The sequence below is a fragment of the Amycolatopsis sp. NPDC104587 genome, from assembly GCF_055583645.1.
In genome coordinates this window covers 85,367-98,590 of record NZ_JBVJNO010000018.1, presented here as the reverse complement: position 1 = coordinate 98,590, position 13,224 = coordinate 85,367, and the positions used below count along the sequence as shown (strand labels likewise).

At 72.2% G+C, this 13,224-nt stretch carries 14 protein-coding genes; 6 read left to right on the top strand and 8 right to left on the bottom strand.

The window, feature by feature from the left end:
• Nucleotides 1-4: 4 nt before the first annotated feature.
• From ACZ61C_RS41305 to ACZ61C_RS41290, 4 genes are all read right to left on the bottom strand, one after another.
• Nucleotides 5-823 (bottom strand): family 1 encapsulin nanocompartment shell protein, encoded by an 819-nt coding sequence (locus tag ACZ61C_RS41305; RefSeq protein WP_465313394.1) that lies wholly within the window; start codon nt 821-823, stop codon nt 5-7.
• A 1-nt stretch (nt 824) separates the two neighbouring features.
• On the bottom strand, nt 825-1,376 hold the full coding sequence (locus ACZ61C_RS41300) for a hemerythrin domain-containing protein (RefSeq protein WP_465313393.1): 552 nt from the start codon (nt 1,374-1,376) through the stop codon (nt 825-827).
• Between the two features lie 82 nt (nt 1,377-1,458).
• The gene (locus tag ACZ61C_RS41295) at nt 1,459-1,872 is read right to left on the bottom strand and encodes an STAS domain-containing protein (protein ID WP_465313392.1); all 414 of its coding nucleotides are present in this window, start codon (nt 1,870-1,872) and stop codon (nt 1,459-1,461) included.
• A gap of 152 nt (nt 1,873-2,024) precedes the next feature.
• The gene (locus ACZ61C_RS41290) at nt 2,025-2,615 is read right to left on the bottom strand and encodes a TetR/AcrR family transcriptional regulator (RefSeq protein ID WP_465313391.1); all 591 of its coding nucleotides are present in this window, start codon (nt 2,613-2,615) and stop codon (nt 2,025-2,027) included.
• Between the two features lie 48 nt (nt 2,616-2,663).
• On the opposite strand from ACZ61C_RS41290, the gene ACZ61C_RS41285 reads away from it, so the two are divergent.
• A complete protein-coding gene (locus ACZ61C_RS41285) occupies nt 2,664-3,611 on the top strand; it encodes a zinc-dependent alcohol dehydrogenase family protein (protein WP_465313390.1) in 948 nt (315 codons plus the stop codon).
• 4 nt (nt 3,612-3,615) lie between these two features.
• Here the strand turns inward: ACZ61C_RS41285 and ACZ61C_RS41280 are convergent, their stop codons facing one another.
• Genes ACZ61C_RS41280 through ACZ61C_RS41270 form a run of 3 tightly spaced genes read right to left on the bottom strand, consistent with a single transcriptional unit; the run spans nt 3,616 to nt 5,927 of the window.
• Nucleotides 3,616-4,086: a MarR family winged helix-turn-helix transcriptional regulator gene (locus ACZ61C_RS41280; RefSeq protein WP_465313389.1), complete on the bottom strand. Its 471-nt coding sequence runs from the start codon at nt 4,084-4,086 to the stop codon at nt 3,616-3,618.
• Nucleotides 4,087-4,134: 48 nt separating this feature from the next.
• The gene (locus ACZ61C_RS41275) at nt 4,135-4,752 is read right to left on the bottom strand and encodes a hypothetical protein (protein ID WP_465313388.1); all 618 of its coding nucleotides are present in this window, start codon (nt 4,750-4,752) and stop codon (nt 4,135-4,137) included.
• Nucleotides 4,749-5,927 (bottom strand): alpha/beta hydrolase family protein, encoded by a 1,179-nt coding sequence (locus ACZ61C_RS41270; RefSeq protein WP_465313387.1) that lies wholly within the window; start codon nt 5,925-5,927, stop codon nt 4,749-4,751. Before ACZ61C_RS41270 ends, ACZ61C_RS41275 begins: the two co-directional genes overlap by 4 nt.
• Before the next feature lie 435 nt (nt 5,928-6,362).
• On the opposite strand from ACZ61C_RS41270, the gene ACZ61C_RS41265 reads away from it, so the two are divergent.
• The 3 genes from ACZ61C_RS41265 (at nt 6,363) to ACZ61C_RS41255 (ending at nt 9,602) form a co-directional block, all read left to right on the top strand.
• Nucleotides 6,363-7,187, top strand: a complete 825-nt coding sequence (locus tag ACZ61C_RS41265) for an alpha/beta fold hydrolase (protein ID WP_465313386.1) — start codon at nt 6,363-6,365, stop codon at nt 7,185-7,187.
• Between the two features lie 322 nt (nt 7,188-7,509).
• Entirely contained in the window at nt 7,510-8,853 is a 1,344-nt protein-coding gene (locus tag ACZ61C_RS41260) for an MFS transporter (RefSeq protein ID WP_465313385.1), read from the top strand.
• A complete protein-coding gene (locus ACZ61C_RS41255; protein WP_465313384.1) occupies nt 8,850-9,602 on the top strand; it encodes an N-acyl homoserine lactonase family protein in 753 nt (250 codons plus the stop codon). The genes ACZ61C_RS41260 and ACZ61C_RS41255 overlap by 4 nt, the downstream gene beginning before the upstream one ends.
• Here ACZ61C_RS41255 and ACZ61C_RS41250 read toward each other — a convergent pair.
• Nucleotides 9,580-10,230, bottom strand: coding sequence for a TetR/AcrR family transcriptional regulator (locus ACZ61C_RS41250; protein WP_465313383.1), 651 nt, complete (start codon nt 10,228-10,230; stop codon nt 9,580-9,582). The two genes, ACZ61C_RS41255 and ACZ61C_RS41250, sit on opposite strands and share 23 nt — an antisense overlap.
• A gap of 115 nt (nt 10,231-10,345) precedes the next feature.
• On the opposite strand from ACZ61C_RS41250, the gene ACZ61C_RS41245 reads away from it, so the two are divergent.
• Together ACZ61C_RS41245 and ACZ61C_RS41240 are read left to right on the top strand one after the other, a co-directional pair.
• Nucleotides 10,346-11,422: a shikimate dehydrogenase gene (locus tag ACZ61C_RS41245; RefSeq protein WP_465313470.1), complete on the top strand. Its 1,077-nt coding sequence runs from the start codon at nt 10,346-10,348 to the stop codon at nt 11,420-11,422.
• Entirely contained in the window at nt 11,409-13,223 is a 1,815-nt protein-coding gene (locus ACZ61C_RS41240; RefSeq protein WP_465313382.1) for a bifunctional sugar phosphate isomerase/epimerase/4-hydroxyphenylpyruvate dioxygenase family protein, read from the top strand. The genes ACZ61C_RS41245 and ACZ61C_RS41240 overlap by 14 nt, the downstream gene beginning before the upstream one ends.
• The last annotated feature ends 1 nt before the right edge of the window (nt 13,224 follow it).

The following is a 13,224-nucleotide window of genomic DNA, read 5'->3' as shown; positions in this document are numbered from 1 at the left end:
GCGTTCAGAGGGTCAGGCAGATCGCCGCGTCCGGTTCGGTGACCCGGAAGCTGAAGCTCTCTTCCAGGTACAGCGTCACGTTCTCGGCGTCGTGGTGGCTGTAGCCCACCGCGAGGTCCTGGCCCAGCTCGAGGACGAAGTCACCGCCGTCGAGGCTGACGACCAGAGCGCCGTCGAGGCCGGGGGAGCGGACCACCTTGCCGCCGCCGAGGACCCGGCGGATGTGGTCGAACACCAGCTGCCCGCCGTGCTCGGTGCTCTCCACGATCCGCGTGTACCCCGCCGGGCCGATGGCCAGGCCGTACGGACCCTTGATGCCGGCCTGCCGGAGCTTGTCGACGGCGCGGGCGACCCCGCCGGGGTAGGCCTCGGGCTCGTCGCCCAGCGGCGCGGTCGGATACGGGCACGTCTCGGCGATGCCGGTGATCCCGGCGGCGGACCAGCCGTGGAAGACCGCGCGGTTCTCGATCATCGCGATCTGCTTCGCCGCGCGGTCGAGGTCGTCGAACTCCAGGTCGTCGGCGCCGCGCTCGGCGTCGTCCAGCTCGGCGCGCGACACCGTGAACGGCACCCGGACCTCGGCCAGCGGCAGGACCCGCCGCTGCCGCACCACGACCCCGTCGTCGACGTCGGTCAGCGACGCCGACGCGAGCGTGGTGGTCCGGCCGAGGTCGGTGGCCGAGTGGCCCCAGCCGCGCGGTCCGGCGACGTCGACCAGGCGCCGGGCCGCCAGGTGGGTCTGCAGCCGCTCCTTGGCCTCGGCGTCGACCTCCTTCCAGCCCGCGTCGGAGATCGGGGCGAGGGCGCGCATCAGGTGGTTCATGTCAGTCCTGCTCCTTGAGGCTGCCGATGCCGAGGGAGTCGCCGGCCGGGCGGTCGCCGCGCTCTTCCTCGACGTACTCCTGCGGGTCGATGTCGCTGACGTCGAGGTCGCGAGCGCCTTCGTGCTGCTTCTTGAAGGCGGTGAACTTGCGGCCGAGCTCTTCGCGCAGGCCGGGGTCGGCGTGGCGGCGGAAGTCGGCCAGCCCTTCGTCCTCTTCCTCGGCCATGTGCTCGCTGTTGGCCAGCCGGGCCTTGCGCACGGCGGCGAACCACGCCGTGCTGCCGACGGGGTGCAGCGCGGCCTCGTGCACGCCGTCGCGGATGTCGTTGTGGTCGCCGATCGCGTCGAGCGTCTCCGCTTCGGCGTCGTCGCCGCGGCGCAGCAGGTGGGGGTAGAAGATCTCCTCCTCCGCGCGGGCGTGCACGTCGAGCAGGTCGGCGAGGGGCTGCCAGACCTCGGCCAGGTCGGCGGCGTCGGTGAGGTCGTCGAGCCGGGCGAACTGGCGGCGGAACCAGTCGTGGTCGTCCAGGATCAGGCTCGTGATGTCGGCCATCGGCGCTCAGCCCGGGAGGAGGGCCGGCTCGTGGCCCGCTGTGGTGGAAGGTGCCATGCCGCTTTCTACCCCAACCCGGGGTTCAGCGCAGCCGCGGCAGCAGCGAGAGCCAGGTTTCGGCGTCGGCGCGGTCGGGGTGGATCGGCAGCACGCGGTCGAGCCGCAGGAGCCGGATCGGGCGCACGACACTGCGGTGGGTGGCGATGATCGCGCACGGCAGCCCGCGGGCGTGGGCGGTGGTGACGGTGTCGAGCAGGACGGCGAGGCCGCCGGAGGAGCAGAAGGTGACGCCGGTGAGGTCGATGACCAGCGCGGCGGAGTCGAACCGCAGCTCGTCCCGGAGTCTGTCCTGGACCCGCTCGGTGCTGGACAGGTCGATCTCGCCGGTGACGGCGACCGTGGTGTGCTCGTACGTCGTGGTCACCGTGACGGTCGTCGGGCCCGGGTGCGCCGGGGCCAGGTGGCGGGGGCTGGGGCTGGTGGCGGTGTCGAGCATGCGACGGCCTCCTCGTAGACGCGGGAAGCCTGTGCGGTCACGGCCGCCCGCGGTGCCGGCCGCCCCGGGCGGGCGCGGCCGTGCGGTTGCGGGGGCGGCTGCAGGTCTCAACCGCGGTACACGATCGGGTTATTGCCCAGCCTGCGGCGAGTTCAACCGTCCCGGGCTTCCGGGTGACGCCGCAGGCCGCGGATCGCCAGCGCCGCGAAGCGTCGTGAAGCCGCGACGCGAGTGGCCGGTGACGGCGCATGGATGCCGCTGTTGGCCGTGAGCACCAGAATGACGTCGTCCGGGACGACGTCGGGGTGCAGGTAGCCGGCTTCCTTCGCGCGGTGGGTCAGCTCCGCGAGGGACTTCGCTCCCTGCGCGCGGTCCGCAGCGAAGTCCATCGCGTGCGGGAACGCCGCCACGAAGGCCGACGTGAAGCCGCGGTCGCGGGCGTGGAGCTCGAAGAGCCGCTCGATCACCTCGCGGAAGCCGCGCCCGGGGTCCGGGTCGGCCAAGCCGTCGTCGACGATGGCGTAACACGCGTGCATCTGCTCGGCGAAAGCCTCGGTGACCAGGTCCTCCTTGGTCGGGAAGCGCCGGTAGAGCGTGGCGGGCCCGACCCCGGCGCGCCGGGCGATCTCGCGCATCGGCACGTCCAGGCCGTCGACGGCGAACACCTCGCGCGCCGCCTCGAGGAGGCGCGCGCGGTTGTCCCGGGCGTCGGAACGCAGGATGTGAGGCAACTGGTCGGGCACCCTCTCACTTTAGCCAACCGGACGCCCCCGTCCGTTACGGTCCGCCGGGTGAAAGCGATTGCGGTACAGGAGTTCGGCGGCCCGGACGGCCTCGCGGTGGTCACCCTCCCGGACCCGGGCCCGGGCGCCGGGCAGGTGCTCGTCACCACCGAAGCGATCGGCGTCGGCGGGGTCGACGTCCTGGTCAGGAGCGGCGCACTCGCCGCGTACGGCTTCACCGAGGGCCACGTCCTCGGCGGCGAGGTGGCGGGCACGGTGACGGCCGTCGGCGACGGCGTCGACCCGTCGTGGACCGGCCGGCGCGTGTGGGCGTTCACCGGGGTGGGCGGCGGGTACGCCGAGCAGGCGGTCGCCCCGGTGGCGACGTTGGTGCCCCTGCCGGAAACCCTGTCCGCGGTCGACGCCGTGACGCTCGGCAGCTCCGGGATGGTGGCCCACTTCGGCCTGCGCCACGCGCGCTTCGCGCCCGGCGAGTCCGTGCTCGTCCGCGGCGCGGCCGGGGGCATCGGGATCATGACGGTCCAGCTCGCGGCCCGCGCCGGAGCGGGCTCGATCGCGGTCACGACGTCGTCCCCCGAGCGCGGCGCCCGCCTGCGCGAGCTCGGCGCTACCGAGGTGCTGGGCCGCGACGGCGGGGGCTCAGGCTACGACGTCGTGATCGACGTCGTCGCGGGCGCGGACCTGCCGTCGTACTTCGCGAAGCTCAACCCCAACGGCCGACTGGTGGCGGTCGGCGCGGTGGCGGGCGACCCGCCGGCGGACTTCGGCACCGCGCTGTTCGCGGCGTTCCAGAAGTCCTTGTCCTTCGCGACGTTCAGCACGAACACAGTCCCGGAAGCCGACCGGCGCGCAGTGACGGCGGAGCTGTTCGGCTCGGCCGTCCGAGGTGAGCTGAAGGCAGTGGTGCACGAGGTGCTGCCGCTGGCGGAAGCCGTGCCGGCCCACCGGAAGCTGGCCGGCGGCGAGGTCTTCGGACGTCTCGTGCTCGTGCCCTAGCCGGTCAGTCCTCGTCCGCGCCTGCGTGGTCGCGCTGATGCACGGTGATATCGGTGAACATTCGCTTGAACCGCGCGTAGTCCTCGGCCCCGACCCGCTCGGCGTGCCGCCGCTGGATGGCGGCCATGATCGTGTCCGCGGCCCGCATCTGGGCCAGGCCGCGGACCGTCGGGCAGATCAGCTTCGCGCGGCGGTCGCTCGGGTCGGGGCGCCGCTCGACGTACCCGAGGGACTCGAGCTCGTCGATCAGCGTCCCGACGTTCTGCTTGTGCTGGCCGGAAAGCCGGGACAGGTCGGTCGCCCGCACGCCGCCGGGGTCGAGGTAGGCGAGCACCGCGCCGTGGCGGGGTTTCAGGTCGGCGAACCCCTCCTCGGCCAGCGTCGAGAACAGCTCACGCTGCACCGCGAACAACAGCCGGCCCGCCAGGACACCCAGGTCGGGGTCCGTCGCGTTCCGCTCCGCCCGCGTGACCATCGCCGCTCCTTCCGCTCGGGCTGCCGCCCCACCCTAACGATCGGGTCCTCAGCGGCGGACGAGCTCTCGCCCGAGGTCGTCGCGCAGGTGGACCTCGATGAACACCCGCAGGTACCGGTCGTTCGCGAGCGCGTCGAACGCGTCCACCAAGGACTGCTCCGGCGCTTCGGTCAGGTGCACGATCCGCCAGAGGTTGAGCGGGTCGTCCTCCGGACCGCCGACCGAGTGCTCCACGTGGAAGATCGGCTGCCCTTCGCCGGCGGTGAAGACACGGCCGTCCGGCGCCTCGAAGCGTTCGGCGCCGAGGAAGAACGCGCGCCGGTTCTCGTGGTCGAGACGCACGTGCTCGATGATCGTCGCGAACCGGTCCGGGTCGGCCCACAGCCGCTGGTCGGACACGCGGGTGAAGTCCTCGAACCGGCTATGGCGCACACTCGGGAACTTCTCGGCGCTGCCCGCCTTCACGACCGTCGGGATGTACTTGCCGGGCGCCGCGGCCTTGCGCACCTCCATGTCCCACAGCTGCGCGCCGGTGTAGGCGAACGGCGGCCGGACGTCGTAGCGCTCGCGCAGCACGGTGTTGACCCGGACCGGCGGGAGGTCGACCTTCGTGGCGCCCGGCGCGGCCCAGGCCTGTTCGAAGACCGCTTCGTGGTCGAGTGTCATGCCCGCTCCTCGTGGCTGGTGACGGTTTCCCGCAGCCAGCCGGTGACCACCGGCCAGACGGGGTGGTCCGGGTGCACGACGTCGAAGTGGGTGCCGCCCTCGACCTCGACGTACCGCGCGGTGCCGCCTTCGGCGTTGATCTTCTCGGTGTAGCGACGGCTCCACTCGGCGGGAACGGCTTCGTCGGCGGTGCCGTGCACGGCGAGCACCGGGACACCGGCGTCGGCCAGTTCGAGCGGAGACGTCCAGGCGTAGTGCTCCGGCCGGTCGGCGAAGTGCCCGCCCAGCAGGAGTCTCACGATCCCGTCGCCGACGGCTTCGGCGACCGCGGGCCACGCTTCGGGCCGCGCCGGCTCGGGCGCGTCCTTCGGCGGCTCGGCCGCCGGGTCGGCGAGGACGGCGCCGAACTCTGTGCTGTCGGCGGTCTTCAGGTCGAGCGCGCCGGCCAGCGCGACCACGCCGGCCGGGGTGATCTCGGGGTTCGCGCCGGGGGCTTCCGGCGGCAGCACACGGCGGTGCGCGGCCCACGTGGCCAGGGTTGCGCCGGCGGAGTGCCCGAGGAGCACCACGCGACCCGTGTCGAGCGCCGGGTCCATGCCTTCGAGGGCGTCGATCGCGGCGGCGACGTCGAGGAAGGTGCCGGGCCAGCCGCCACCCGGCTCGCCGATCCGCCGGTACTCGGCGTTCCACACCGCGTACCCGCGCGCGACGAGGTCGTCGACGACGTCGGTGCTCTGGCGGTGGTCCCACATCGCGGCCCAGTAACCGCCGTGGAGAACGGCCACGACCGGGAACGGGCCGTCGCCTTCGGGCAGGTACAGCTCGCCGACCTGCGACGGCTCGGGTCCGTAGGCGACCGTGCGGACGGTGCGTCGGCCGTCCTCGGCGTCGTCGTAGCGCGCGCCGCGCTCGGAGCCGACCAGCGCGCCGATCGTGGCGAAGAACGCCCCGATCGCCGGCAGGTTCGCGCCCTTGGCCTTCGACTCGTCCCACGCGGCGTCGTCGGTCCACTCGACGAAGTCGAGCCAGGTCTGCTCGTCGAGGCGGACGAGGCGCGCGGACCGGAACCCGCGCCGGTCGGCCCGGAACGCCGTCACCATGCCCGGGCGCGCGTCCAGCATCGCCTGCGTCTTCTCCGGCGCGACGGTGAACGTGGTCAGCTCGATGACCGACATCCTCAGCTCCTCACTTGGTCCAGACTCATGATAGTCACAATACATGACTAAATTGCCGGAAGAGGTCCGCAGCGAGCGGTTCGAGCCGGCGGGGGAGTACTACCGCGTCGACGGCGTGCCGCCCGGGCCGGCGCCGATCACGGCGTACCTGCCCTACGAGAAGCGGGCCGAAGCCCACCGCCTGATCGACGACGCGACCCGGCGTCGGTCCGCCGGATCGCGCAGGTGGCCGGCACGATCACCGGGACAACCGGCCGGTTGTCGACCGAAACCGGCGCCGCGCCCGTGCGCGGAACGGCCGACCAGTGGGTCGAACTGCTGGTGTGGCCGGCGTGAGCCGATCCCGCCGGAAATCGAGCCGTTCGGGCCTGTCCGCGGCGCACCGCGCGGTGGAGCATCGGCACGTCCTGTCGGCGCCCGGAAGGGAGAACTGAGATGCCGGTGCTCACCACCGACGACGGTGTGGAGATCTACTACAAGGACTGGGGTTCGGGGCAGCCGATCGTCTTCAGCCACGGCTGGCCGCTGTCCGCGGACGACTGGGACGGCCAGATGCTGTTCTTCGCCCGGCACGGCTACCGCGTCATCGCCCACGACCGCCGGGGCCACGGCCGCTCGGCGCAGGTCGGCGACGGCCACGACATGGACCACTACGCCGACGACCTGGCCGCGGTGACCGCGCACCTCGACCTGCACGACGCCGTCCACATCGGACACTCGACCGGCGGCGGCGAAGTGGTCCGCTACCTCGCACGCCACGGCGAGTCGCGGGTGGCCAAGGCCGCTCTCATCAGCGCGGTCCCGCCCCTGATGCTGCAGACCGACGCCAACCCCGGCGGCCTGCCCCTGAGCGTCTTCGACGACCTGCAGGCGCAGCTCGCGGCGAACCGCTCGGTGTTCTACCTTTCGCTGGCCGCGGGCCCGTTCTACGGCTACAACCGGCCCGGCGCCGAGAAGTCCGAGGCGATCGTCCGGAACTGGTGGCGCCAGGGCATGGAAGGCGGCGCGAAGGCCCACTACGACGGCATCGTCGCGTTCTCGCAGACCGACTTCACCGGGGACCTCGGGAAGATCACCGTGCCGACGCTGGTCATGCACGGCGACGACGACCAGATCGTCCCCTACGCCGACTCGGCGCCGCTCACCGCCGGGCTCCTCGCGAACAGCACGCTCAAGACCTACCCGGGCTTCCCCCACGGCATGCCCACCACCGAGGCCCAGACGATCAACGCCGACCTGCTGGAGTTCATCCGGTCCTGACCCCCTGGTCGGCGGGCTCATCGGCCTGGCCGGCGGGCTTCTACCCGGTTTCCCCGGCGAGCGGCAGGCCGTCGCACCGTGCGTGGCTCACCCATGACCAAGTGGTCCGTGAGCTGGTTCTCCGGACGAGCGCGACGCCGGACCGGGCGCGGGGCGCGGCGACCCGCCGCCGTCGCTGACCGCCGGCTGAGGTCGATCACCAGGCGCAACTCGCCCTTGACAACTCCGCGGGCGCCGTTCAATCTCTCTAATTAACCGTACGGTTCATACCGGACTGGTTAGTTACCTGGACTGCGACGGCGCACCCACGGAGGAGACTGACGTGACCGATCGTCCGAACGGCACCGCCCCGCCCGTGGGCCGGCCGGCCAAAGCGGCACTGGCCGCCTGGATCGGCAGCGCGCTCGAGTACTACGACTTCTTCATCTACGGCACGGCGGCCGCGCTGGTCTTCAACAAGATCTTCTTCCCGGCCTCGTCCCCGGCGACCGGCACGCTGCTGGCGTTGTCGACCTTCGGGGTCGGGTACGTGTCCCGCCCGCTCGGCGCGCTGTTGCTGGGGCACCTCGGTGACAAGTTCGGCCGCAAACGGGTCCTGCTGGCCACGCTCCTGCTGATGGGGCTGTCCACGGTGCTCGTCGGCTGCCTGCCCGGGTACGGCACCGTCGGGGTCGCCGCGCCGATCCTGCTGGTCCTGCTGCGGTTGCTGCAGGGCCTCTCCGCCGGGGGTGAGCAGGCCAGCGCCAACTCGATGAGCCTCGAGCACGCCCCGGAACACCGGCGCGCGTACTACACGAGCTTCACCCTCAGCGGCACGCAGGCCGGGCAGATCATCGCGACGGCGGTGTTCCTGCCGGTCGCCGCGCTGCCGCAGGAAGCGCTGCTGTCCTGGGGCTGGCGGGTGCCGTTCTGGCTCAGCGCCGTCGTGGTGCTGGTCGGGTACTACATCCGCCGTTCGCTGGAGGAAACCCCGGTGTTCCAGCAGGAGGTCGCGAGCGGCGAGGTCGCCAAGATGCCGCTGGCCGTGCTGCTGCGCGACCACTGGGCCGACGTCCTGCGCGTCGTCGTGGCGGCGCTGATCGCGTCCGTCAGCACGATCTTCACCGTCTACGCGCTCAGCTACGCCGTGAACACCGTGGGCCTGAGCCGGACGCCGATGCTGTGGGTCGGCGTGCTGGCCAACGTCGCCGCCGTGGTCACGATCCCGTTGTGGGCCAGGTTCTCCGACCGCGTCGGGCGCAAACGGATCTTCGTCGCCGGGTCGCTGGGCTGCGCGATCCTGATCTTCCCGTACCTCGGCGCGATCGCGGCCGGCAGCTACCTGTGGATCTTCGTGGTCGGCATCGGGATGTTCGGCATCGTCTACACCGCGACGAGCGCCGTGTGGCCGTCGTTCTACGGCGAGATGTTCCCCGCGCGGGTGCGCCTGTCGGGCACCGCGATCGGCACCCAGATCGGGTTCGCGATCAGCGGCTTCCTGCCGACGATCGCCGTCGGCGTGGCGGGGACCGGCCGGGGCGCGTGGCTGGGTGTCGCCGTCTTCACCGCGGCGCTGTGCCTGGTGAACGTGATCGCCGTGGCCACCAGCAAGGAGACCTACCGGGTGCCGACGGCACAGCTGGGGCTCAAGGAACCGGCGCGCAGCGAGGTCGGCGTTCCGCAGTGAGCGGCTTCGAGGTCTACGCGCTCTGCTACGGCCGGCGGAACGGGCACCGCGGAGAGCACTTCCTCGGCTACGACGGGAAATCCGCGGAACCCCACCCGACCGCCTACTACGTCTGGCTGGCGGTGTCGCCGGAGCACACGGTGCTCGTCGACACGGGCATCCGGGCCGGGCGCGCGCGGGAGGTGGACGGGCTCGAGTACGTCGAGCCCGTCCGGCTGCTCGCCGAGCTCGGGGCGGTCCCGGACACCGTCGTCCTCACGCACCTGCACTACGACCACTGCGGCACGGTCGCCGACTTCCCGGATGCGCGGTTCGTGGTCCAGCAGTCCGAAGTGGACTACTGGACCGGCCCGTGGGCGAAGCGGATCGCGCGGGAACGGTGGTTGCTCGACGAAGTGGCGCTCGAAGACCTGCGAGCCGACCCGGTCGACGGCGACGCCGAGGTGGTGCCGGGGTTGAGCGTCCACCTCGTCGGCGGGCACACGGCCGGGATGCAGGTCGTCCGGGTCGAGGCGGCGGGCGGCCCGGTCGTGCTGGCTTCGGATGCCGCCCACTTCCACGAGAACCTCGAGGACGACCGCCCGGCGCCGCTGCTGCACTCGATGACCGGCGTGTACGGCGCGTTCGACCGGGTCCGGGAGCTCGCCGGGGCCGGGCTGGTGGTGCCGGGGCACGATCCGGCCGTGCTCGCCCGGTACCCGCCGGTCGCGGACCGGGTCGTGCGGCTCAGCGCGTCGTCAGGTAGCTGACGAGCAGGTCGGCGACCATGCGCCGGTGGTGGTCGCGGTGCGCCGGGTCCAGCATGTCGCGCCCGAAGATGGCGTTGAACGTGTAGCGGTTCGCCGTGCGGAACACGCAGAACGCGCTGATGGCCATGTGGACGTCGAGCGCGTCGACGTCTTCGCGGAACTGCCCGGCTTCGCGGCCGCGGGCGAGGATGCGGGTGAGCACGTCGAGCGCCGGGTTGGCCAGGTTGGACAGCGCGGTCGAGCGGGCGATGTGCTCGGCGCGGTGGATGTTCTCGATGCTGACCAGCCGCACGAAGTCGGGGTGGGACTCGTGGTGGTCGAAGGTGAGCCCGGCGAGCTGCCGGATCGCCTCGGCGGGGTCGAGGTGGTCGACGTCGAGGTGCTGCTCGAGCGACCGGATGACGGTGTAGGCGCGTTCGAGCACCTCGACGAAGAGCTGGTCCTTGTTGGTGAAGTAGTAGTAGATCATCCGCTTGGTGGTGCGGGTCTTCGCGGCGATCTCGTCCACCCGCGCGCCGTCGAAGCCCTTTTCGGCGAACTCGCGGGCGGCGGTGTCGAGGATCTCGGCGCGGGTGCGGTCCGCGTCGCGGGTGCGCTTCGCCACCTCTTCCGACGATGGTGCTGCCACGGGCGTCCTTCCTCGCTTCGGCTGGTCGTGCCCACTCTAGGACGTCCGAGCTCTTCACGGCGGGAGCCGCGTGAGGTAACGTACTGGTTCGTACATTAAGGGAGGGCCGGTGTCTTTGTCTTCGGCGATCGAGGCGATCCACGCCCGAGCGGCCCGCGCAACGCCGGCCACGGTGCTCACGGGCCTGATCGGCGCGGGTATCGGGCCGTCGCTGAGCCCACCGCTGCACGAAACGGAGGCGCGCCGGCTGGGGCTGGATCTGGTGTACCCGAGGTTCGACCTCGACGAGCACGCGGTCCCGGCCACGGCGGTGGGTTCATTGGTGGCCGCGGCGCGCGACGCGGGGTACCGCGGGCTCAACATCACGCATCCCTGCAAGCAGGTGGTGCTGGAGTCGTTGGACGAGCTGTCCCCGGACGCGGCCGCCTTGGCGGCGGTGAACACGGTCGTCTTCCGCGACGGCCGGGCGATCGGGCACAACACGGACTGGTCGGGTTTCGCTCGTGGGCTTCGGGTGGGGTTGCCCGGGGTGGCGTTGGAGTCGGTGGTGGTGCTCGGCGCGGGCGGAGCGGGCGCGGCGGTGGCTTACGGCTTGCTGACGGCCGGAGCCGGGCATGTACGAGTGTTCGACCTCGACGGTGTGCGGGCTGCGGAACTGGCGGCGGCGCTCGCCGGTCGGTTCGGGGTGGACCGGGTGTCCTCGGGAGCGGGGCTGGCGGCAGCTGATCTCGCGGCCAGCGGTGGCGAGAGGGCGGCGACCGGCGGTGGCCGCGGGGGAATGGTTTCTGCGGCAGCGGATCCCGCAGTCCGCCTCGGCGCGGACCGGGTGTCCGCGGGAGCGGCCGCGATCTCGACCATGGACTTCGCGACCGCGGTCACCGCCGCCGACGGGCTGGTGCACGCCACCCCCACCGGCATGGCCGCCCACCCCGGCCTCCCCTTCCCCACCTCCCTGCTCCGCCCCGGTCTCTGGATCGCCGAAGTCGTCTACCGCCCCCTCGAAACCGAACTCGTCCGCACCGCCGGTGCCCTCGGGGCCCGGGTGCTCGACGGCGGCCGGATGGCCGTCTTCCAGGCCGCCGAGGCCTTCACCCTCTTCACCGGCGCCGAACCCGATGCCGCGCGGATGCTGCGTCACCTCGGCGCCCTCACCGGAACTCCCGAAAGGCAGCCCGCCGATGTCCTCGACTGAGCCGCGCCGTTCGATCGCCACCGTCTGCCTGTCCGGCACCCTCGAAGACAAGCTGACCGCGGCCGCCCGCGCCGGGTTCGACGGTGTCGAGATCTTCGAAAACGACCTCGTCGCCTCGTCGTGGCCGGCCAAGGAGATCCGGGACCACTGCGCCGAGCTGGGGCTCTCGATCGACCTCTACCAGCCCTTCCGCGACTTCGAAGCCGTCCCGCCCGCCGTGCTGCGCCAGAACCTCCGGCGCGCCGAGCTGAAGTTCGACGTCATGGCCGAGCTCGGCGCCGACACCATGCTGGTGTGCTCGTCGGTGTCACCGGACGCGGTCGACGACGACGATCTCGCCGCCGAGCAGCTGCACCTGCTCGCCGAGCACGCCGCCGCCCGCGGGATCCGGATCGCCTACGAGGCCCTCGCCTGGGGCCGGTTCGTCACCACTTACGAACACTCGTGGCGCATCGTGCGCCGCGCCGCGCACCCCGCGCTCGGGCTGTGCCTGGACAGCTTCCACATCCTCTCGCGCGGCAGCGACCCGGCCGCGATCCGCACGATCCCCGGCGAAAAGCTGTTCTTCCTGCAGCTGGCCGACGCGCCGCGGCTGCAGATGGACGTCCTGCAGTGGAGCCGGCACCACCGGCTCTTCCCCGGCCAGGGCTCGTTCGACCTGACCGCCTTCACCGGGCACGTGCTCGCGGCCGGCTACTCCGGGCCGATGTCGCTCGAGGTGTTCAACGACGTCTTCCGTCAGGCCGACCCGGCGCCGGCGGCCGTTGACGCCATGCGGTCCCTGCTGGCGCTGCAGGAAACCCTCGGTGTCACCGAGCTGCCGCCCGCTCCGGCGCTCGCCGGGCACGCGTTCGTCGAGCTGGCCGCCGACGACACCACCGAGCCCGAACTCGCGAAAGCGTTGCAGGGACTGGGTTTTACCGAGACGGGCGCGCACCGGTCCAAGTCCGTCCGGCTGTGGCAGCAGGGTGCCGCCCGGATCCTGCTCAACGGCTCCGGGGTCGCGGGCGCGTCGGTCGGCGCGGTCGCCGTCGAGAGCGCGGATCCGGTCGCTTCGGCCCGCCGGGCCCAGCGGTTGCTCGCCCCGATCCTGCCGCGCAGCCACCGCGCGGACGAAGCGGACTTGGCAGCGATCGCCGCCCCGGACGGGACGTCGCTCTTCTTCTGCCGCACCGCCGGCAAAACCGGCTGGCTGGGCGACTTCACGGTGACCGAGACGCCGGGCCCGGGCGCCGGGGTGACCGGGATCGACCACCTCGCCCTGACCCAGCCCTTCGACCACTTCGACGAGGCCGCGCTCTTCTACCGCGCGGTCCTCGGACTTGCACCCGAGCCCGTGACGGAGTTCGCCGCGCCGTTCGGGCTGGTGCGCAGCCGCACCGTGACCGACACCTCCGGCCGCGTCCGCATCGCGCTCGAATCGGCCCTGCTCCGCCGCGGTGACTGGGCGCCCGGCGTGCGCGAACCGCAGCGCGTCGCGGTGACCACCGGTGACGCGCTCGCGAGCGCCCGCCGGATGCGCGAGCTCGGGGCGCCGCTGCTGGACATCCCCCGGAACTACTACGACGACCTCGACGCCCGCCTGGCCCCCGATCCCGAGCTGCTCACCGCGCTACGGCAGCAGTCCGTGCTCTACGACCGCGACGAACACGGCGAGCTGCTGCACTTCTTCACGGTCGTCCTCGGCGGCCGCGTCTTCTTCGAAGTCGTGCAGCGGATCGGCGGGTACGCCGGTGACGGCGCCGTGAACTCGCCCGTCCGGATGGCGGCGCACCGGCGGCAGCGCGAGGCGGCCGCGTAAC